We start from the raw sequence: 20,687 nt of genomic DNA, 5'->3' as shown, positions 1-20,687 counted from the left end.
AATGTCTATTTTAGTTAATAATGTAACTATCATACTAAAATCAGGTAAAAAATGCGAAACTGGTGCCTGACACCAACAAATGACCTCAAAAAAGAAGAGCCGATCAAGCGATCGGCTCTTCTTGACTCTTTCTTATTCCACACAATCTTCGCAGTACTCGGTAACAGCTTTCGCTCCACTGCGGTAAGCCCCATGCCAGGTTGGTCCAACGTATTCGTTGAGACGGAAACCTTGCTGGATGGCTGCTGTGATAAATTCCTTTGCGACATCGACCGCATCATAAACGGATTTTCCTTTTGCTAATTCCGCTGTAATTGCTGATGAGTAGGTGCAGCCCGCCCCATGAGTGTAGGTCGTTTCAAATTTTTCCGACTCATAAAGCATAAATTCTTTTCCATCATAAAGCAGGTCAACGGCTTTTTCTTCTGATTCAAGCTTGCTGCCGCCCTTAATCAGCACGAATTTGGCCCCTTGTTCGTGGATTTTTTCTGCGGCTTCTTTCATTTCCGCCACAGTACGCGGGGTTTTCATGCCAGCCAGCTGTCCTGCTTCAAATAAATTAGGAGTCACGACTAAGGCGCGTGGTAATAGAAACTCACGCATTGCATCGGTAGTTTCTGGATTTAGGACCTCATCTTCACCTTTACAAACCATAACAGGGTCAATCACGACACGTTCAAGTTTGTTTTCATCGATTTTCCGAGCAGCTAATTCAATAATCTCAACAGTGCCAAGCATGCCGGTTTTCATCGCATCGATCCCAACAGAAAGAATGGTTTCAAGCTGAGTCTCAAGCGTATCAACAGCAATAGGGAAAACATTATGGTGCCAATGGTTTTTTGGGTCCATTGTCACGATGGATGTCACTGCAGTCATTCCATAAACGCCAAGTTCCTGAAAAGTCTTTAAGTCCGCTTGTAGGCCAGCGCCGCCGCTTGTATCAGAACCAGCGATTGTCATCACTTTGTTGATGGTCATATGTATGTACTCCTCCTTAAATTTTTACTCTTAATTATTATAGAACATTTTTCAAAAATTAACAGGAGTCACAAAATGCTTGATCTATATGGTCAGTTTGAAATTCAAGTTTGCGAAGGTTGTAATGGCTATATTAAAATTATTGTTACACGCCAATATATTGAAAAGCCAACAGCTGCCTTACTGGATTTAAACTCGATTCATTAGGATTATGTGGCACAGGACAATGGTTATCAAGCTGTGGGCGTGGATATTGATGTAAATGAAGAGGGTGCAGGGATGATGAAGGCTGGGGCAATTATTTTATCAGGTGGAAAATCAAGCAGGATGGGCACCAATAAAGCCCTTCTAAAAATAAACGAGAAAACGAACATTGAGAGAATGGCAGATGCACTAAACCTTTCGTTTATTGATATAATTCTTGTAACCAATCATCCTGAAGACTACCAATTTTTAGAAGTGAAGATGGTCTCAGATCTGTATCCTGGTCAGGGCCCCCTTGCAGGAGTACATGCAGGACTGCTGGCATCTCCATTTGAAACGAATTTTGTCGTAGCTTGTGATATGCCGTTTGCTTCCGCGGAACTTGCCGAACTGCTTGTCAAAAAAAGCAGCGGTTTTGATGCCGTCATCCCAATCATTAATGGAGTCCAGCACCCATTGTTTGCCGTCTTTCAAAAAAGGGCAGCGGACGTGGCAGCACAAATGATTGAAGCGGGACAACTTCGGATGAAACATTTGCTTGAACGCTTAAATGTCCTGTATGTAACAGAAAAAGACCTTCAGGCATACAGCAGCATCGATTTAGAGCGGGTCTTTTTTAATATGAATCACCCAAGTGAGTACGAAGATGCTAAAAAGTGGGCGGAAGATAGATAAGGTGGAAAAAGGGGACCGACTACACGGTTCACATAATTGGTGAAATTGGTGGATACCAAGTGATCAAAAAATGCAGAGCCTAAGTGCTTAGGGGTAGGGGTGTAAACCGATGATGTACGAAATTTCAAAAGAACCAATCGATATTCAAGCGGTCATAGATAAGGTTGTCCAGCGTAATGCCGGTGCGATTACCACGTTTATCGGCACGGTTCGGGAACTAACCAAAGGTAAAAAAACATTATTTTTAATTTATGAAGCGTACGAAGCGATGGCGGTTAAGAAGTTGGCGCAAATCGGCAAGGAAATTGAACAACGCTGGGAAGGTGCGTGCGTGGCTATCACCCACCGTGTCGGCCGTTTAGATATCACCGATGTGGCCGTGGTTATTGCCGTCTCGACGCCGCACCGTGCTGATGCCTATGAGGCGAACCGATATGCGATTGAACGGATTAAAGAAATCGTCCCAATCTGGAAGAAAGAACACTGGGAAGAAGGCGAAGCATGGATGGGAAATCAGCTCGAAACAGTTGCCTATCCGAGCGGTAAGCCAGAGGAGAGTGACTTAAATGAATAAGGTGTTATTTTTTGCTCATTTACGTGATGCGGTCGGCGGTGCAGAGTTCCTATCTGTCGATGCCGGTGGAAAGACGGTGGCGGAGTTAAAGGCAGAGTTAGCGGCTAAGTATGATCTGCCAAAGATGGATACGGTGATGACGGCCATCAATGAAGAGTTTGCCGCAAACGATGAAGTGATTCAAGCGGGGGATGAAATTGCCTTTATTCCGCCTGTAAGCGGGGGCTGACCAGCATGGACGAACGGTATTCACGGCAGGTCCTCTTTGCGGGGATCGGCAAAGAAGGACAAGCAAAGATCCGCAGCAAGCATGTGCTGATTATCGGGGCAGGGGCCTTAGGATCCGGAAGTGCGGAGGTGCTGACTCGGGCAGGTGTCGGCAAGATTACGATTATTGATCGCGATTATGTGGAAGCCAGCAACCTGCAGCGCCAACAGCTTTATACGGAAGAAGATGTCGCTGAGAAACTTCCCAAGGCTGCTGCGGCGGAGAAACGTCTGCGTGCGATTAACTCAGATGTGGAAGTGGTCTCGATGATCGGTGATGCTACCCCTGAGTTGTTGGAAGAGCTTGTTGTGGACGTTGATGTGATGATGGATGCAACTGATAATTTCGAAACGCGGATGGCGATGAATGATGTCTCGCAAAAATACAAGGTTCCATGGATTTACGGGGCCTGTGTCGGCAGCTTTGGGATGACATTTTCGATGATTCCTGGGAAAACCCCGTGTTTGAATTGTTTGTTGCGCTCTATTCCGCTCCAGGGGATGACCTGTGATACAGGAGGAATCATTTCTCCAGCTGTCCAAATGGTCATTGCCCATCAGACTGCGGAAGCGCTGAAGATGTTGGTGGAGGATTGGGACGCGGTCCGGACTTCCTTTGTCAGCTTTGATTTATGGAGAAATCAGTATACAAGCTTGAAGATGTCGAAGGCGAAGTTTGCCGGCTGCTTATCTTGCGGCGAGGAGCGGACCTATCCCTATCTCGATCAGGAAAATATGACGAAGACGACGGTACTGTGCGGACGTGATACCGTGCAAATCCGCCCATCGTCGGCAGGTGAAATCTCGTTAGAACGCCTCGCTGGTCAGCTTGGTTCACTAGGATATGTGGTGAAGGGCAACCCTTATTTGGTTTCGGTTGAAATGGGCGTAGAGCGGATGGTTATTTTTCAAGATGGCCGCGCCCTCATTCACGGCACCAAGGATTTGACACATGCCAAATCAGTTTACCAGCGGATTTTAGGATAATTTGAACCCGTGCCGTCATTGGTGCGGGTTATTTTTTCAGCGTTCGACTTGTTTCACGTGAAACATTGAAGATCATGTCGAAGTGTGATATCACTTTGCGGGCTAATTTTTCGAAAAAAAGGCGATACTCATGTAGAATAGAATCGAGACTGAAATTAGAGGTGCTAGACAAGTGAATATATCTGTCCAAAAACTATTAGCGAAAATAGAAGCGGAATTGAAACTAGCGAAGAGCAGTACAAAAGAAGAAAGCATGCGTGAAAAAGTCTACTCTATTAAAACATTATGTGAGTTATTGCTAGATGAAACACCAGCGCGGAAGAGTGAGGCTCCAGCCGCTCCAGTACAAGCAGTTCAGCCGGCTGTCTCGTTCCAGGCCTACCAACAGCCTGTGATGAATCAGCCCATCATACAACAAGCACCAACAATACAGCAGCCCAAAAAACTGGATATGGAAGACGAAGCAAACGGAGATTCATTGTTTGATTTTTAAAAGGGGGAAATATTATCATGAAAGCTTTTATCATAGTCGGTGCCATCAATGCTTTTATCGCAGTTGCGCTTGGCGCCTTTGGAGCCCATGGATTAAAGGATAAACTCGATGCATATTATTTGGATATTTGGAAAACAGGGGTCACGTATCAAATGTTCCACGCAATCGGGATGTTAATTGTAGGTTTGTTAATTGGAAAAATAGCCACCGCCAGCCCGCAATTCACTTGGTCAGGATGGTTAATGCTGGCGGGAATTATTTTTTTCAGCGGAAGTTTGTATGTGCTGAGTTTAACAAAAATCGGCATCCTAGGAGCAATCACACCAATTGGCGGGGTCTGTTTCTTAGCCGCATGGATCCTAATCGTTGTTGGAGCAGTGAAACATTTATAATTGAAAGACAGGCATTGGGGGCGCCCGATGTCTTTTTTTGTCTCTCAAAAAAATCGGCTATGATGATTTTGGCACCATGTTGATTGGAGCGAAACGCCTGAAGCGGAAATCAACATGCCAATATAACATAACCAAAAAAATAAACACCAATTGATGGTCAATTGGTGTTGGCTTCATAGGATTTACCTTGGCGGGAAAGTCGCTGGAGCGGAACTGCCATATGGATATTCATACTCAATTTCCTCTGGAAATTGAATATAATCGACAGCAACCATTGGGATAAGCCAACGGGTCCCGGCTTGTGGGTCACTTAAAACCACATGGTCTCTTCCTGCCGCTTCAATAATCCCCGTAAATTCTTTTGCATTCCATTTGTTATTGCCCTCAAAGGTGGCAAACACAGTGCACAATTTTCCTTTATTCAAGCGTAAAATATTTTCGATGTATGACTGTTCAAGTGGCAGTTGGCCTGGAGCCATCCCTGCAGGTGCGCCAGCCCCCCCGCCCCCGGCACCGGCTGGCGGAAATTGTGGGAATCCTTGTGCACCTGGTGCTGGATAAAAACTTTGCCCGCCCCCCGGCATCCCTTGAGCTCTCTGTTGTTGCTCTGCTGCTCCAGTATAAGGCTGAAAGCCCTGTGGATTGTAGAATTGATTCATCCTTTTCCCTCCTAAAAAGTGAATAAAACGAGTGGAACAACTTCCTATTAATACTCCTTTATCCCAAATTGGTTACAAATAGGAAAAATAATAGCTCTGAGATTAATGGAGTTCTTTCTAAGACTCGCTGTTTAAATAGTATGAGCACATGGAGAGAAATATGACTAGCTAGCAGGGGAGGAACAGCAAAAAAAGTCCCCAGCCGCAGCTGAGAACTTTTAAAATTAAACATGTAAGAAATTTGCTACACGTTCTTCCTCTAAGATGTTACCCACAAAGAAAGAGCCAAATTCTCCATATCTAGCACTTACTTCATCAAAACGCATTTCGTAGACAAGCTTTTTAAACTGAAGGACGTCATCTGCAAACAAGGTTACGCCCCACTCATAATCGTCAAAACCAACGGAACCGGTGATGATTTGCTTCACTTTTCCAGCGTATGTACGACCAATCATTCCGTGGCTGCGCATTAAATTCTTACGCTCTTCCATCGGCAGCATGTACCAGTTATCGTTACCCTCACGTTTTTTATCCATTGGATAGAAGCAAACATGCTTTGTTTTAGGAAGCGCTGGGTAAAGCCGCGCTAAGATTTGTGGATTTTGGTATGGATCCTCCCCAGCGGGCAAATAGTTACTAAGCTCGACAACCGACACATAAGAATGGGCAGGAATCGTAAATTCAGCCAATTTTGTTTTATTGAATTCGGTTTCAATTTGGTTTAGTTCTTCCATCGTTGGACGAAGAATCATCATCATGAAATCGGCTTTTTGACCAACAATTGTATATAAAGCATGACTGCCTTCTTTACGTTCCTGTGTGGCATTCCACTTCTCAACTAGACTTAAAAACTCGTGGATGGCGGCCTGGCGTTCATCACTAGGGAGCATTTTCCAAGTTGTCCAATCAACCGTCCGGAAATCATGGAGGCAATACCAGCCATCTAGCGTTACTGCTGCTTCACTCATTATAATCACTCCTAAATAATCATTCTTCTTATTAACAATCTTTACTATAACATAGTTTGACCCAGTGGCGCGCGAATAAACCTATCTAAGCAAATCAATGGATATTTTTCATGGGAAAAGTAAATCATAAAAACTAGCGCGTATTTTTTTGAAAACATAAACTTTTTAGATGAAAACGCTATCTTTGAGTCTTATCATTGAAATTTTAAAAGGGTAAAGTATGCTAATTTATGTAGGTTGATTAAGGGAGGATTTAGTAGTGAGTGATTTATTTGAAGGATTAAAGCAAAAAATTTCAGGCCGTGATTTGAGAATTGTTTTTCCAGAAGGATTAGATGAGCGGATTGTCAGAGCGGCAAGCCGTTTAGCAGAGGAAAAACTGATCACACCGATTTTAATTGGCAATATCGAAAAGGTTCAGGCGAAAGCAGCAGAGCTTGGCGTTTCTTTAGATGAGGCAGAAATTTATGACCCAGCAAGCTATGCGGGCATGGACGAGCTGGTTTCAGCTTTTGTTGACCGCCGAAAAGGGAAGGCAACCGAAGAGGATGCACGCAAAATTTTACTTGATGAAAACTACTTTGGCACTATGCTTGTTTATTTAAATAAAGCACACGGTCTTGTCAGCGGTGCGGCCCACTCCACGGCTGATACAGTGCGCCCAGCATTACAGATCATTAAGACAAAAGAAGGCGTCAAGAAAACGTCCGGCGTATTTATCATGGTTCGTGAGGATGAAAAGTATGTGTTCGCTGATTGTGCAATTAATATCGCTCCAGACAGCAATGATTTAGCAGAAATTGCGATTGAAAGTGCGAAAACCGCTCACATGTTTGATATGGAACCGCGCATTGCGATGCTCAGCTTTTCAACGAAGGGTTCAGCGAAATCTCCTGAAACCGAGCGAGTGGCTGAGGCAGTCGCGGAGGCAAAGCGTCGTGACCCATCGCTTGTTTTAGACGGGGAATTCCAGTTTGATGCAGCATTTGTTCCATCGGTGGCAAAAAGCAAGGCACCCGATTCTCCGCTGCAAGGAGATGCGAATGTGTTCATCTTCCCGAGCCTTGAAGCTGGAAACATCGGCTACAAAATTGCACAGCGCTTAGGCGGATTTGAAGCAGTTGGACCGATTCTGCAAGGCTTAAACGCTCCAGTAAACGATTTATCACGTGGATGTAATGAAGAAGATGTCTACAAGCTGGCGTTAATTACAGCAGCACAAGGGGTATAAGAGTTAGTTTGCAAGGAAGGGCTGGTCCATTGTTAAGGTGGATTGGCCTTTTTGGGTTTGTTTTACCAATTTTTGTATAAATGTGCTGAGGCTTTGTAAAATTATCATGATTTTCGTAAATAAAGTATAATACTTTGTATAATAACTATCGGATTTTGTATAAATCCTATTAAAAACTATTAATTCAACTCAAGGAGCCACCGAAATGGAAGGATTACTGCGTCAGCCGCAATGGCGGATTATCGATCAATCAGCGGCGGGCATTCATTTTCAAGCATTGCAATCATTCGGGACCGATGATACCCTGTGTGCCTCCGTTGGTTCGGGTCAGGCACCAGCCACAGCCAGGACGTGGGTTCACCACAATACGATCGTTCTCGGCATTCAGGATACTAAGTTGCCATTTTTACCAGCAGGTATTCAGTTTTTACAGGAGCAGGGCTATCATGTGATTGTCCGAAACTCCGGCGGCCTCGCGGTTGTTCTCGATGAAGGCGTCCTCAATATCTCGTTGATTTTTCCAGAGGCGGAAAAAGGGATTGATATTAATCGCGGCTATGATGCGATGTGGCAGCTCATTCAACATATGTTTGCTGATTTCCCGCATCAGATTGAGGCTCGGGAAATTGTCGGTTCTTATTGCCCGGGAAGTTATGATTTGAGCATTGCGGGGAAAAAGTTTGCCGGTATCTCGCAGCGCCGTCTTAAAAAAGGGGTCGCTGTCCAGATATATCTCTGTGTGAACGGCAGCGGCGCTAGGCGAGCCGAACTGGTGAGGGAATTTTATAAACTAGCAAAACAAGATGCAGAAACGAAATTTGCATACCCAGAAATTGTTCCAGAGGTTATGGCGTCGCTTGCGGAATTGCTCGGAACCGATCTTACCGTTGCCGACGTGATGCTCCGTCTACTAAACCAGTTAAAGGATCACAGCGGGCTCTTGTATGCGGGTCCATTAAATGAGTATGAGCTGGGGTTATTTCCAGGTTATTATCAACGGGTCATTGACCGAAATGAAAAAATTAACGCCATGTAAAAAGCCGTAAATCCCGAATAGTCGGATTTACGGCTTTTTTTCAAAGAGATGTTGCGCTTTTGCTCTTCTCCCTAATGCTCTTTATTCAGCTACCTTTTCTAAATTTCCGTTTCGGTCCATTTTAAATTTCGTAGCCGGTCTTTCTTCTTCTTCAAATAATACAAGCTTGCGGGCGCGGTTCATGATCTTCATTAAGGTCTCGTAATCTTCTTGAATTGTTTCTGTATTTTGCTCAAGACCCTCAATTTTAGCGGCCATTTCTTCATTTTGGCGTCTTACTTCTGCCAACTCTCTTTTTAATCTTTCATTCTCACTTTTTAATGCTTCATTTTGCAGATTGGAATGATGAAAGTTTTGCAAGTAAGTAATAACGGAATCAAGCGAAAGCTCTGTGTTATTTACCTGACGATAGGTTTGAGCTGGTGTTTGAACCTGTGCTTGGGTATAAACAGGTGCTTGTGATGGTGTCGAAGCAGAAGGGTTTACATACGTTTCCTCTGCCATCTCTGCTGTCATATCTGGCATGTCAAAGCTAGTTTCCAGCGGCATGTCCATTTGAGCTGGGATTGCATCAAACTCCGGTGCTCCAGTGAGCGGCGGGCTATATAGCAGCTTTTTCTTGCCGCCTTGCTCTTTCCCTAACACTCTTTGTCTTTGTTTTCGCTGCTTTTTCGCTAATTGTAGTGCTTTTTCGTAACGATGACGAACAACAGCATTCCATCTGAATCCACAAGCCGCTGATGTACGATTCAGTTTATCGCCTACTTCTTCAAAAGCGTTTAGCTGCGTACTTCCTTCTCTTACATGCCTAAGGACAGTTTCGGCTAAAAGCAAATCATTCTCATCTGTCCATGCGTCTTGACGAACTTTCATATGTTCAACTCCCTTTTCTAGTTTTTGGATGAACCCGCCCATGCTTCTTGACGAGTTTTTAAAAGTTCTAGTCTTAGGATGGACAAGTTTTTGAACCTTTATACCAAAATGGTTGCAAGGATAGTAGATTTTTTTAACGAGTTTAGTAAAGATTGCAACTTGCATTCGAAAACAAGAAAATGTAAAATACCAGAGGAGTTAATCGGTTGTTTTAAGCTATCCAAGCTGGATAAACTATAGATATAGATTGCAATAGACAGTTATTAAGAAAGGGGTGTCTTACATGTCCAATGAATTTCGCGTATGCGACGATTGTCAGGCCGTGAATTTAAAGACATTGATCCCTCGGTTAAAAGAACTAGATCCTGAGGCTGAAGTCAAAATTGGCTGCCAATCCTACTGCGGACCTGGCCGGAAAAAGACCTTTGCCTTCGTCAATAACCGCCCCGTTGCCGCATTAACGGAAGAGGAATTAATGGAGAAAGTGAATAAAAAGATTAGAAAAGCGGAAGCGCCCGTTTAGAGACGTATGGACTGGAGCGATTCGACCAAGATAAAGGAAACACGAGGAGCGTAGCGATTCGATGTTGACTTATCGAAGGGAGAAGAGTGAAGTCCACTAGTCTCTGGGTGCTGAAGCTAGACAATTATCAAAGTTAATAGAACCTTTCTAATTTACTAAAATGATCACCTCTGTTTAATAAACGCAGGTGATTTTTTTCCCCATCCATGTCGAAAAATCGTGTAGAATTTTGCTGAAAATAGGGTGGTTTTTGGGATATAATAGAAAATAATAAAGTAAAGGGCATGAGGCTCTTTAACGCCAGGAGTAAGTTTACGAGGGAGAGGGAAGTCTATGGCCTATTCGGCGGAAAAACTTAGTGAAGAAAAAGTCTTTAAAGACCCCGTCCATCGCTACGTCCACGTACGTGACCTGGCCATCTGGGATTTAATCGGAACGAAGGAATTTCAGCGCTTACGGCGCATCAAACAGCTCGGAACAACATTTTTAACCTTCCATGGTGCAGAGCACAGCCGTTTCAACCATTCTCTAGGTGTCTATGAAATTGTCCGCCGCATAATTGATGATGTGTTTGCGGGGAGACCGGAATGGAATGATGATGACCGCCTGTTGACCCTATGTGCCGCGTTGCTCCATGACCTTGGCCATGGTCCGTTCTCCCATTCATTTGAAAAAGTATTTGATTTTGACCATGAGGAGTTCACCCGGCAAATTATTTTAGGGAATACCGAAGTCAATAACGTGCTGCTGCGTGTGGGGCCAGATTTTCCTAAAAAAGTAGCTGAAGTGATTGCGAAAACATCGGAGAAAAAGCTGGTGGTCAGTATGATTTCCAGTCAAATTGATGCCGACCGGATGGATTATTTACAGCGGGATGCCTATTTTACCGGCGTCAGCTATGGTCAATTTGATATGGAACGTATTTTGAGGGTGATGCGGCCGCGCGAAGATCAGGTAGTCATTAAGAAGAGCGGCATGCACGCAGTCGAAGATTATATTATGAGCCGCTACCAGATGTATTGGCAGGTGTATTTCCACCCGGTATCACGCAGTGCGGAGGTTATTTTGACAAAAATTCTCCACCGCGCTAAGCAATTGTTTGAAGAAAACTATACTTTTAAATACGAACCCATCCATTTTACGTCGATTTTCAATGAAAAAGTAACCTTAGAAGACTATGTAAAATTAGATGAATCGGTGATTTTATATTATTTTCAAATTTGGCAGGAAGAGTCAGATCCTGTTTTAAGCGACCTCTGTCGGCGGTTTGTTAACCGCAATCTCTTCAAGTTTGTTGAATTTGACCCAGCAAAGGAATACAAAAAGCTCGCTGAACTAGGTTCCTTATTCAAAAAGGCAGGGTTGGACCCTGAATACTATTTGGTGGTCGATTCCTCGTCGGATTTGCCGTATGATTTCTATCGTCCTGGTGAGGAGGAAGAGCGGCTCCCGATTCATTTGTTGATGCAAAATGGGGAATTGAGGGAGCTTTCTCGCGAATCGGAGATTGTTGATGCGATTTCAGGGAAAAGAAGAACCGACCACAAGCTCTATTACCCGGCTGATTTTGTTCTTGATGATTCGACTAAAAAGAATGTGAAAAAGCAAATCCGTGCCCTTTTAGAGTTATAGATCGATTGGTGATTGGTGATTGTTGTTTGGTGCCTGACACCCAAATGGAGTAGGAGATGACGAACGTTGTTAAATGATCATGCGAAACTGATGCAAGCGGTTATGGTTTCCGGTGAGATTATCGGGCGTAAGAAGCTGCAAAAGATGATATATATTGCGAAAAAGGTGGCATTTCCTTTTCAAGAACGGTTCCAGTTTCACTTTTATGGCCCCTACTCAGAGGAGTTGACGTTACGGGTTGAGGAGCTTTGCAATATGGGCTTTCTCAATGAGGTGAAGGAGAAAAAGGGCGGCTATTTTCAATATCGCTATACCTTGACGGAGCCGGGGAAAGAGTTTTTAAGTTTGAATGAGGTGGACATGCCGTTTTTGCAGGATTGTCTCGTTGATATGAATGAACAGAATGCTAGATTCTTGGAATTGGTCTCGACGGTTTTATATTTTGATAATCTTTCAAAAGAAGAAGTGGCGGGCAAGGTGTTTACGTTAAAGGCAAGCCAGCGCTATACTGAGGCGGAAATTGATGAGGCCTATCAGTATATCGAATCGTTAAAGAGAAAAATTCAATAATAAGGTATATAAACACTGCTTGAACCGTGTGCGTACGTGATGGTTCAGGTGGTGTTTTTTGTTCTTTTAATGGTAAGTTTTGTTTTGATTCAATTTTCTGAAAAATAATTATTCTTTTGAATGGAGATTTGTTATGATTTGGATAATGAGGTAAAAAATATAACATTTGAGGGGGTTCCCGCAATGACAGGAACGATTGCAGTCATTATGGTATTTGGCATACCGATTACAGCCATTATTACTACCCATTTTCAGAAACAGTCAAAAATCAAGGCAGGTATGCTGAAGGATGAACTCGAGCTAGAAAAACTTAAACACGTAAATTATTTAGCCGAAACCGAAAAAATGAAACTTGAACTAGAGAAACTGAAGCTAGAAAGCCCAAAAGACGAGATAAAGTTTTTGTAGGAACTAAAAAGGTGTCAAGCACCATGTGAAATTTTCACATGGTGCCTGACACCAAATCTTCGCTTTTCTATTTATTGATCGCTTTTTCGTACGCCAGCGATTCCAAGGTTGCTTTTGCTCATTTCTTCGATCATTACATGGATGGCTTCTTTTGGTGCGCCTGTTGTTTCGCTGACTGCATCCGTTACTTTTGTAACTAGGGCACGCTTTTGATCGTCGGTACGTCCTTCAAGCATTTTAACTGTTACATATGGCATGTTTTTTTCCTCCTCCGTTATTATGTATTTAGTGATTAAGCCGCGAAACGAACGCTGCAGCTATTCTATGTTAGTGTTCCATAATTCGACGAAAAGTGCAATAATCGATGACACTTTTGATTTTCTTTTTCTAAACGGTTTCATGTATACTAAAAGGAATATAGATAGATAGAAAACGGAGTCTGCACATGTAAACGTGGCATCCGTTTGAGATGGAAGGAGATATGGTGTTGGAAAATTTTAATTTTCTTGCCTATCCGTTAAGCATGATTCCTTATTTGGCAATTACCCTGATGATTGCCTTTACGTTTCATGAATTTGCCCATGCGTTCGTTGCCTATAAATTCGGTGACATGACCGCACAAAAACAAGGCCGGTTGACGTTAAATCCGCTCAAACACCTTGATCCAATCGGCACGATCTTAATATTTATTGCCGGCTTCGGCTGGGCCCGTCCGGTACCGGTGAATCGCTTTTTCTTTAAAAAGCCTCGTCTTGCTGGAATTCTTGTTTCTGTTGCCGGGCCGCTCAGCAATCTGATTTTAGCTTCACTCGGATTTGTTGTCGCATTCGGGTTAAGCCGTTTCGGTGCAGCCCCGTCTGAAAGTTTTTATGATTTTCTGGAAATCTTTATCCGCCTTAATATTGTTTTGTTTATCTTTAACTTGCTGCCATTCCCGCCGCTCGATGGGTACCGGATCATTGAGGACTTAGCGCCGAACCATGTGCGCGCGAAAATGACGCAATATGAACAGTATGGCGGGTTGATTTTTCTAATTTTAGTGTTTACCCCGCTTGATCGCTATACGATCGAACCTATATTTGCGGTTGTCATTCCGTGGGTATGGGATGGGTTAAGTCAATTCTTCAGGATGTTGTTTTTTTAGGAGGTTTTGAATTTAATGGAAGAAAATAAAAAGAAGCTTGGTTTTAATATCATCAAGAGTGATCCGACCGATGGCCATAAAGGCTTTGGTAAAGGTGCTTTGAGTCTTGATAATGTGTCACCTGTCATCATTGATGTCGACGCTGGCGAAGCGGAGATTGATGTCGGTGCCATGCATGCCCGCAGCGTCGTGGAAAAGGGCATTAAATTTTTGAAAAATCAAGAAGAGGTGCCGAACGGAAAACCGTATTGGCTTGTGTGGGTAACGATTGACCGCAACGAAGAAGGCCCATACTACGCGGGTGTGACGGCCTGCTTCATGACCGTTGACCGCGAAATCCGGCGCGGCTACAAATCCTTGCCCGAGCACGTCAACCGCATGGATAAGTCGCTGAAGCGTCAGATCATTGTCGACGATATGGATGAGAATTCGAAAAGGGTATTAGCGGAATTCTTACGTAATCATAATCAAGTTTTGTGGGACAACTCAACGGATGAACTCAAACAGGGTTTATTGGCAAAATAGGAAATTAATGCTTGTAATTTTTTTGAAAATTATAGTATCATATTGAGTGTAAAAACAATGTATTACTAGGACAAGAAAAGCTCCGGAAGTTTCCGGAGCTTTTCTATTTTAATAAAGTATTCTTCTAAGTCCACGGCATAATTTTCTTATACCAAGGAACTTTCTTCGTGCTCTTATGTTTCTCTGGCAGTGCCTCGTGATTGCCTAGATGTTCGGTGCAATATTCCGTTGGTTCGGTACCGCTGACGAAGTAGGTGAAGCGGCGCACCGGGCAATCCTTGGTCGCCAATTTGCCATTCTCGGGGTTGACATATACCCCTTTGACCCCTTCCTTCGGTGCCTTAAATGCCTTGACTGGCTTGCCTTTGAGGGCCTCTTCCATAAAATTGGCCCAAATATTTTTCGCATACGTCTTTTCAGCTACCAACTCAATCGGTTTTCCCATATCATAGCCTGCCCAAACCGCTGTCACGAGCTGCGGGGAGTAGCCAATCATCCAGCTGTCGGTTTCAGTTGAGCCCGATTTTCCTGCATAAGGCCGGGTAATATCATTGATGACCGTGCTGCCTGTGACTTTTGCATATCCGTTAAGTTTTGGATCAAAAATCCCCGTCAGCATTTGCGTCATCACGTACGCCTTAGCTGGGTCTAACACCTTTTCTGTTTCTTCTTCTTTTTCATAAATCACGTTGCCATTGTAGTCTTCCACTCTCGTAATCAAGGTTGGGTGAACCTTTTTCCCGCCATTAGCAAACAGACTATAAGCATTTGCCATTTCGATGACGCGAACACCAGAAGTCCCCAATGCCAAGGACGGTACATGTGCCATTTTTGAAGAAAGCCCGAATTTCTTCGCCGTCTCGATCAAAGTCTCTTCTCCTAAAAATAAATGCGTTTTGACGGCAAAAATATTATCGGAGACAGCAAGAGCCTGAGCGAGGGTGATTTCCCCGTTGGCATATTTATTGTTAAAGTTATGCGGCGTATAGTCCGGCTGGCCATCATCAAAATGGAAGGTCGTAAACTCACTGCGCATCGTCGATGATGGTGTAAAGCCTTGCTCAAGGGCCGCGTAGTAAAGAAGCGGTTTGATCGTTGAACCAGGCTGCCTGATGGCTTGAACGGCACGGTTAAAGGGACTTTTTTCATAGTCCCGGCCGCCGACCATCGCTTTGACATAGCCGTTTTTGGGATCCATCGCAACAAGACCGACTTGAATTTCTGATAGATTCGCTACATATTTATGAACTTGATTTTCTGCTGCTTCCTGCTGCTTGCGATTCAGCGTAGTATAGACCTTTAATCCGCCGAGGGCAATCGTGCGGTCATCTAAATGCAATTGATTTTTCAAAGCATTTCTGACGGCATCCTGAAAATAAGGGGCAACCTTCACTTTTTGCTTATTGTGAGTACCTGCGATGGTCAAAGGCTGCATCGCCGCATCGAGGGCGTCCTTTTTATTGATGTAATGATTAGATACCATACTTTTTAAAATAATCGCTTGACGGCTTTTCGCATGTTCCATTGAGGCCAGCGGAGAGTAAATGCCCGGACCTTTTGGAATCCCCGCCAGCATGCTTGCTTCAGCAAGCGTCAAGTCAGCTGCCTTTTTTCCAAAATAATATTGGCTGGCTGCCTCTACCCCATAGGCACCGTTGCCATAGTAAATCGTATTTAAATAGCCTTCAAGAATTTCTTTTTTGGAATAATTCATCTCGATGCGGATGGTATAAAAAGCTTCGTGCAGCTTCCGCGTCCACGTCTTATCATGTTCGAGGAATAGATTTCGCGCATACTGCTGAGTGATTGTGCTTGCACCCTGTACTTTTGAAAGGGCTTGGACATCGGCTAGCAGCGCACCAGCGATTCTCTTAAAATCAAAGCCATGGTGCTCGTAGAAATTTTTATCTTCAATGGAGATGGTCGCATCAACCAAATCCGGTGAAATATCCTTCAAATTGGTCCAATACCGTTTTTGTCCGCTGTTGCTCTCGCCAATCAATGTCCCGTCATCTGCAAAGAGTAAGGTGGATTGCGGAACAGCGAGCGGTGGTGCTCCTAGAATTTTTGCATAGGCAAGAATTCCGAGGAAGAGAATAAGCATACAAACCATGCCTATCAAACTGATGATAATAACTGCCCGTAAATATTTAATGGTCTTTCGAAACCCTTGATCCGTCATGATTTCCATGATGTTCACCACCCCTTTTTGAAATGCGGAGGCGCTTTTGCCAGCCTCGTTTTTTCCAGTTTTTAAAAAATTAGATAGTAATAGTATTGAAAAAATAGAGTCTTTTTAAACATTTATTGGTTTATTTATTTAAATTTTGCTAGACTTTTTCTTGTGTTTGTAATTCAATGGTTTGGGTACTATAAAATTGAATGATTACTTGGTATGTATAAAACTGAGATCAGTTGAAAGGAAGCGGTAAGCATGTCAATTTGGTTTACAGAAAAGCAAACTGAACATTTTGGAATCACGATGAGAGTAAATAAAACCTTACATACAGAACAAACTGAGTTTCAAAAGCTGGATATGATTGAAACTGAAGAGTGGGGCAATATGCTTCTTTTAGATGACATGGTGATGACATCGGTCCGTGATGAGTTTGTATACCATGAAATGGTGGCACATGTTCCGTTATTTACACACCCGAATCCGGAGAATGTCCTAGTGGTCGGCGGCGGCGATGGCGGTGTCATTCGTGAAGTGTTAAAGCACCCGAGCGTGAAAAAAGCGACGCTTGTTGATATTGATGGCAAAGTTATTGAGTACTCCAAGAAATTTTTGCCGGAGATTGCTGGCATGCTCGATGACCCGCGTGTCGATGTTCAGGTGGATGACGGCTTTATGCACATTGCGAACAGTGATAATCAGTATGATGTGATTATGGTCGATTCTACTGAGCCAGTCGGTCCAGCTGTGAATCTATTTACTAAAGGTTTCTATGCAGGAATCTCGAAGGCGTTGAAGGAAGACGGCATCTTTGTGGCGCAGTCTGATAACCCATGGTTCAAAGCGGATTTGATTCGTAATGTCCAACGCGATGTTCGCGAAATCTTCCCGATTACACGTTTGTATGTCGCGAATATTCCAACGTATCCAAGCGGCTTGTGGGCATTCACAATCGGTTCAAAGAAATATGACCCATTAGAAGTAAGCGAAGACCGCTTCCATGAGATTGAAACCAAATACTATACCAAAGAACTGCACAAAGCCGCCTTCGTGCTGCCGAAATTTGTTGGGGATTTGGTGAAGTGATAGATGGTCTTAACGACCGAAGATGGGAAAAAGAGGTCATAGGGTCGTCAATAATCATTTAAGGAACCGTAATAGGTACTAGATAGAGAGTGAGGGATACATAGATGCGTTTTGATGAGGCGTATTCAGGAAATGTGTTTATTAAGAGTCATCCGAATTTTGAGGAGAGTCAGGTTGTATTGTACGGGATGCCGATGGATTGGACGGTTAGTTACCGCCCGGGTTCACGGTTTGGTCCGGCCCGCATCCGCGAGGTGTCGATCGGTTTAGAAGAGTACAGTGCCTATCTTGACCGTGAGTTAGAAGAGGTAAAATACTATGATGCAGGCGATATTCCGCTTCCATTCGGAAATCCGCAAAAGAGCATCGACATGATTGAAGACTTTGTTGACCAAGTCCTTGCTGCAGGCAAGTTCCCGCTTGGTATGGGCGGAGAGCATCTAGTTTCATGGCCGGTTATGAAAGCTATGTATAAAAAATATCCAGATTTAGCGATTATCCATTTTGATGCACATACAGATTTGCGTGAGGAATATGAAGGTGAACCGTTATCGCACTCGACCCCAATCCGCAAGATTGCGGAACACATTGGACCGAGCAACGTCTATTCGTTCGGGATTCGTTCCGGGATGAAGGAAGAGTTCGTGTGGGCGAAGGAAAATGGGATGCATATTTCTAAATTTGAAGTGCTCGAGCCGTTAAAGGAAATCCTTCCAACACTTGCTGGCCGTCCGGTCTATGTGACAATCGATATCGATGTCCTTGATCCAGCGCACGCACCAGGCACAGGAACGGTGGATTGCGGCGGTATTACCTCGAAAGAGCTGCTTGCTTCTATTCATGCGATTGCTCGTTCCGAGGTGAACGTCGTCGGCGGTGACCTTGTCGAAGTGGCACCGATTTATGATCCATCCGAGCAAACAGCGAATACCGCTAGTAAGTTAATCCGTGAAATGCTCCTCGGATGGGTGAAATAAACAGAAAAGTGGTTTTTGGTGCCTGACACTTTTGATGTCAGGCATTTTTTGATTTGTTCACCAGCAATGTTTATAATAGAAAAAGTATGCATTAGAGCAGATACGTCAATTATGAGGACTAGAACCATTCCAAAGAATGAAAGAGATTCTTTTTAAAAAAGAAAAAAGGGAAGTGCCATTAGGTTTGTCTACGATTGAAATTCCGATGAAAATTAATGTGAAAACGACGATTCATCAGCAGGGGGGCAAGGAAGTGTATGAGCTGGCGGTGTTTGGCCGCTATCTTGAAAAAGACGGTGCTTCGTTTCTTAAGTATGAAGAAGTGCAGGATGAGGGCACTGTCCGGACGATTGTGAAGGTGGCTGATGATGAGGCACTGATTTTGCGCGGTGGTGCCGTGAAGATGCGCTTGCCGTTTCGCTTGCATAAGAAGCTGCGCGGCAGTTATGAAATGCCGTTTGGGTCCTTTGAGACGATCACGCTGGCTAAACGGATTGAGCATGCTGATGGTTTGATTGACATTCTTTATGATTTTTCGATGCAGGGGAAGCCTGCTGGTACATACCATTTGGAAATTACCTTTCAGGAGGATAACAATGAACATAGTTGAACAAGTACAAAGTAAATTAAAAGAAGAGATTCGGGCGGCAGTGCTGAAGGCGGAACTGGCGTCTGAGGAACAAATTCCGGATGTGATTCTGGAAACACCAAAGGAGAAGGCGCACGGCGATTATTCAACGAATATGGCGATGCAGCTGGCTCGTGTAGCAAAGAAAGCACCGCGTGTGATTGCGGAGGCCCTGCTTGCGAATATCGATCACTCGAAGGCATCGATTGAAAAAATCGAGATTGCTGGTCCAGGATTTATTAATTTTTATATGAATAATAGTTATTTAACTGAACTGATTCCGACAGTGCTGAATGCTGGGGAGAAGTACGGGGAAACAACAGTTGGCGGCGGCCAGAAGATTCAGGTCGAGTTTGTGTCAGCGAATCCAACGGGTGACTTGCACCTTGGACATGCCCGCGGTGCGGCGGTGGGTGACTCGCTTTGTAATATTCTAGACAAGGCGGGCTTTGATGTTTCGCGTGAATATTATATTAATGATGCGGGAAATCAGATTAATAATCTTGCATTGTCGGTGGAGGCGCGTTATTTCCAAGCTCTAGGTTTGGAAAAAGAGATGCCGGAGGGCGGCTACCACGGTGCGGACATTATTGGCATTGGGAAAACGATGGCCGAGGAGTTTGGGGACAAGTATGTGCATGTGTCCGAAGACGAGCGCCAAGAGTTTTTCCGTGAGTACGGTCTGAAATATGAAATGGCGAAGCTGAAGCAGGATCTTGAGGATTTCCGTGTTGGATTTGATGTTTGGTATTCAGAGACTTCGCTTTATAAGAATGGAAAAATTGATGAGGCTTTGGCGGCGCTGCGTGCGAGTGGGTATGTGTATGAGGAAGACGGTGCGACGTGGCTCCGTTCGACGGAATTCGGCGATGACAAAGACCGGGTGCTGATTAAGCAGGATGGTTCATATACGTACCTGACACCGGATATCGCCTATCACAAGGACAAGCTGGACCGCGGGTTTGAAAAGCTAATTAACATTTGGGGTGCGGATCACCACGGCTATATTCCGCGGATGAAAGCAGCGCTTCAGGCGTTGGGTTATGACCGTGAAACTCTTGAGGTGGAAATTATTCAGCTCGTTCACCTTTATAAAAATGGCGAGAAGATGAAGATGAGTAAGCGGACCGGTAAAGCCGTAACGATGCGTGATTTGGTTGATGAGGTCGGCCTCGATGCGACGCGTTATTTCTTTGCGATGCGCAGCTCGGATACGCATATGGATTTTGACTTGGATTTAGCAGTGTCGGAATCGAATGAGAATCCTGTTTATTATGCTCACTATGCCCATGCGCGGATTTCTAGTATCTTGCGTTCCGGAGAGGAGCAGGGTGTTCAAGTGACGGCAAATGCGGATTTTTCGTTGGTAACATCAGAGAAGGAAATGGATTTATTGAAGAAGATTGGGGAATTCCCGGCAGCTGTAGGGGAGGCCGCAGTGAAGCGCGTCCCACACCGGATTACGAACTATATCGTAGAATTGGCGTCGACGTTCCACAGTTTTTATAATGCAGAAAAGGTGCTTGATCTTGAACATATCGAGCGCACTAAGGCGCGCCTCGGGTTGGTGCGGTCTGTGCAAATTACGCTCCGCAATGCGCTGGCATTGATTGGGGTTTCCGCTCCGGAAAAAATGTAAATGTTGATGGCTCTCTTACTTCGGTAAGGGGGCTTTTTTCAT

Annotated in this window: 25 protein-coding genes; 19 read left to right on the top strand and 6 right to left on the bottom strand. The window is 44.1% G+C overall.

Annotated features, from left to right (window positions below):
• Positions 1–132: 132 nt before the first annotated feature.
• On the bottom strand, positions 133–978 hold the full coding sequence (pdxK, locus tag ACE198_RS02785; RefSeq protein ID WP_251459601.1) for a pyridoxine/pyridoxal/pyridoxamine kinase: 846 nt from the start codon (positions 976–978) through the stop codon (positions 133–135).
• 75 nt (positions 979–1,053) lie between these two features.
• On the opposite strand from pdxK, the gene ACE198_RS02780 reads away from it, so the two are divergent.
• From ACE198_RS02780 to ACE198_RS02750, 7 genes are all read left to right on the top strand, one after another.
• Positions 1,054–1,185: a hypothetical protein gene (locus tag ACE198_RS02780; protein WP_375374633.1), complete on the top strand. Its 132-nt coding sequence runs from the start codon at positions 1,054–1,056 to the stop codon at positions 1,183–1,185.
• 6 nt (positions 1,186–1,191) lie between these two features.
• On the top strand, positions 1,192–1,857 hold the full coding sequence (gene mobA, locus ACE198_RS02775; protein ID WP_375374632.1) for a molybdenum cofactor guanylyltransferase: 666 nt from the start codon (positions 1,192–1,194) through the stop codon (positions 1,855–1,857).
• A gap of 109 nt (positions 1,858–1,966) precedes the next feature.
• Complete coding sequence (locus tag ACE198_RS02770; protein ID WP_098571579.1) at positions 1,967–2,431, top strand: molybdenum cofactor biosynthesis protein MoaE; 465 nt, start codon at positions 1,967–1,969, stop codon at positions 2,429–2,431.
• Positions 2,424–2,660 (top strand): molybdopterin converting factor subunit 1, encoded by a 237-nt coding sequence (gene moaD, locus ACE198_RS02765; RefSeq protein WP_098571578.1) that lies wholly within the window; start codon positions 2,424–2,426, stop codon positions 2,658–2,660. Before ACE198_RS02770 ends, moaD begins: the two co-directional genes overlap by 8 nt.
• 5 nt (positions 2,661–2,665) lie before the next feature.
• Positions 2,666–3,685 carry a thiazole biosynthesis adenylyltransferase ThiF gene (locus ACE198_RS02760; RefSeq protein WP_098571577.1) on the top strand — a complete coding sequence of 340 codons (1,020 nt, stop codon included), beginning with the start codon at positions 2,666–2,668 and terminating at the stop codon, positions 3,683–3,685.
• Between the two features lie 172 nt (positions 3,686–3,857).
• On the top strand, positions 3,858–4,178 hold the full coding sequence (locus tag ACE198_RS02755; RefSeq protein ID WP_251459597.1) for a YwdI family protein: 321 nt from the start codon (positions 3,858–3,860) through the stop codon (positions 4,176–4,178).
• A gap of 17 nt (positions 4,179–4,195) precedes the next feature.
• A complete protein-coding gene (locus tag ACE198_RS02750; protein WP_098571575.1) occupies positions 4,196–4,570 on the top strand; it encodes a DUF423 domain-containing protein in 375 nt (124 codons plus the stop codon).
• Positions 4,571–4,752: 182 nt separating this feature from the next.
• On the opposite strand, the gene gerQ is transcribed toward ACE198_RS02750, so the two are convergent.
• Entirely contained in the window at positions 4,753–5,229 is a 477-nt protein-coding gene (gene gerQ, locus ACE198_RS02745) for a spore coat protein GerQ (protein WP_251459595.1), read from the bottom strand.
• A 224-nt stretch (positions 5,230–5,453) separates the two neighbouring features.
• Positions 5,454–6,197 carry a hydrogen peroxide-dependent heme synthase gene (hemQ, locus tag ACE198_RS02740; protein ID WP_098571574.1) on the bottom strand — a complete coding sequence of 248 codons (744 nt, stop codon included), beginning with the start codon at positions 6,195–6,197 and terminating at the stop codon, positions 5,454–5,456.
• A gap of 259 nt (positions 6,198–6,456) precedes the next feature.
• Here hemQ and pta point away from each other — a divergent pair, with 259 nt between their 5' ends.
• The gene (gene pta / locus ACE198_RS02735; protein ID WP_098571573.1) at positions 6,457–7,428 is read left to right on the top strand and encodes a phosphate acetyltransferase; all 972 of its coding nucleotides are present in this window, start codon (positions 6,457–6,459) and stop codon (positions 7,426–7,428) included.
• Between the two features lie 205 nt (positions 7,429–7,633).
• A complete protein-coding gene (lipL, locus tag ACE198_RS02730) occupies positions 7,634–8,464 on the top strand; it encodes an octanoyl-[GcvH]:protein N-octanoyltransferase (protein WP_098571572.1) in 831 nt (276 codons plus the stop codon).
• 81 nt (positions 8,465–8,545) lie between these two features.
• On the opposite strand, the gene ACE198_RS02725 is transcribed toward lipL, so the two are convergent.
• The gene (locus tag ACE198_RS02725) at positions 8,546–9,337 is read right to left on the bottom strand and encodes an RsfA family transcriptional regulator (RefSeq protein ID WP_251459593.1); all 792 of its coding nucleotides are present in this window, start codon (positions 9,335–9,337) and stop codon (positions 8,546–8,548) included.
• A 283-nt stretch (positions 9,338–9,620) separates the two neighbouring features.
• On the opposite strand from ACE198_RS02725, the gene ACE198_RS02720 reads away from it, so the two are divergent.
• The 4 genes from ACE198_RS02720 (at position 9,621) to ACE198_RS02705 (ending at position 12,470) form a co-directional block, all read left to right on the top strand.
• Positions 9,621–9,860, top strand: a complete 240-nt coding sequence (locus ACE198_RS02720) for a YuzB family protein (protein WP_098571570.1) — start codon at positions 9,621–9,623, stop codon at positions 9,858–9,860.
• Positions 9,861–10,193: 333 nt separating this feature from the next.
• Complete coding sequence (locus ACE198_RS02715; protein ID WP_098571569.1) at positions 10,194–11,492, top strand: HD domain-containing protein; 1,299 nt, start codon at positions 10,194–10,196, stop codon at positions 11,490–11,492.
• A gap of 66 nt (positions 11,493–11,558) precedes the next feature.
• Positions 11,559–12,062 carry a YwgA family protein gene (locus ACE198_RS02710; protein ID WP_098571568.1) on the top strand — a complete coding sequence of 168 codons (504 nt, stop codon included), beginning with the start codon at positions 11,559–11,561 and terminating at the stop codon, positions 12,060–12,062.
• Positions 12,063–12,245: 183 nt separating this feature from the next.
• Positions 12,246–12,470, top strand: coding sequence for a hypothetical protein (locus ACE198_RS02705; RefSeq protein WP_251459590.1), 225 nt, complete (start codon positions 12,246–12,248; stop codon positions 12,468–12,470).
• A gap of 71 nt (positions 12,471–12,541) precedes the next feature.
• On the opposite strand, the gene ACE198_RS02700 is transcribed toward ACE198_RS02705, so the two are convergent.
• Positions 12,542–12,748, bottom strand: coding sequence for a 2-hydroxymuconate tautomerase (locus tag ACE198_RS02700; RefSeq protein WP_375374715.1), 207 nt, complete (start codon positions 12,746–12,748; stop codon positions 12,542–12,544).
• A 245-nt stretch (positions 12,749–12,993) separates the two neighbouring features.
• Here ACE198_RS02700 and ACE198_RS02695 point away from each other — a divergent pair, with 245 nt between their 5' ends.
• Together ACE198_RS02695 and ACE198_RS02690 are read left to right on the top strand one after the other, a co-directional pair.
• Complete coding sequence (locus ACE198_RS02695; RefSeq protein ID WP_251459741.1) at positions 12,994–13,614, top strand: site-2 protease family protein; 621 nt, start codon at positions 12,994–12,996, stop codon at positions 13,612–13,614.
• A gap of 15 nt (positions 13,615–13,629) precedes the next feature.
• Positions 13,630–14,139, top strand: a complete 510-nt coding sequence (locus ACE198_RS02690; protein ID WP_375374631.1) for a YwhD family protein — start codon at positions 13,630–13,632, stop codon at positions 14,137–14,139.
• 124 nt (positions 14,140–14,263) lie between these two features.
• On the opposite strand, the gene ACE198_RS02685 is transcribed toward ACE198_RS02690, so the two are convergent.
• Entirely contained in the window at positions 14,264–16,330 is a 2,067-nt protein-coding gene (locus ACE198_RS02685; protein ID WP_375374630.1) for a transglycosylase domain-containing protein, read from the bottom strand.
• A gap of 243 nt (positions 16,331–16,573) precedes the next feature.
• On the opposite strand from ACE198_RS02685, the gene speE reads away from it, so the two are divergent.
• The 4 genes from speE to argS all read left to right on the top strand — a co-directional run bounded on the left by speE (position 16,574) and on the right by argS (position 20,645).
• Positions 16,574–17,401, top strand: a complete 828-nt coding sequence (speE, locus tag ACE198_RS02680) for a spermidine synthase (protein ID WP_098571562.1) — start codon at positions 16,574–16,576, stop codon at positions 17,399–17,401.
• 104 nt (positions 17,402–17,505) lie between these two features.
• Positions 17,506–18,378: an agmatinase gene (gene speB / locus ACE198_RS02675; RefSeq protein WP_098571561.1), complete on the top strand. Its 873-nt coding sequence runs from the start codon at positions 17,506–17,508 to the stop codon at positions 18,376–18,378.
• Between the two features lie 184 nt (positions 18,379–18,562).
• Complete coding sequence (locus ACE198_RS02670; RefSeq protein ID WP_257148404.1) at positions 18,563–18,988, top strand: YwiB family protein; 426 nt, start codon at positions 18,563–18,565, stop codon at positions 18,986–18,988.
• Positions 18,975–20,645, top strand: coding sequence for an arginine--tRNA ligase (argS, locus tag ACE198_RS02665; protein ID WP_098571559.1), 1,671 nt, complete (start codon positions 18,975–18,977; stop codon positions 20,643–20,645). Before ACE198_RS02670 ends, argS begins: the two co-directional genes overlap by 14 nt.
• Positions 20,646–20,687 lie beyond the last annotated feature (42 nt).

This window comes from Neobacillus sp. KR4-4, from assembly GCF_042136325.1.
In the GTDB taxonomy this organism is placed as follows: Bacteria; Bacillota; Bacilli; order Bacillales; family Cytobacillaceae; genus Neobacillus.
Note: the sequence above shows the minus strand (reverse complement) of the source record. Positions and strands in the feature narration are given on the sequence as shown.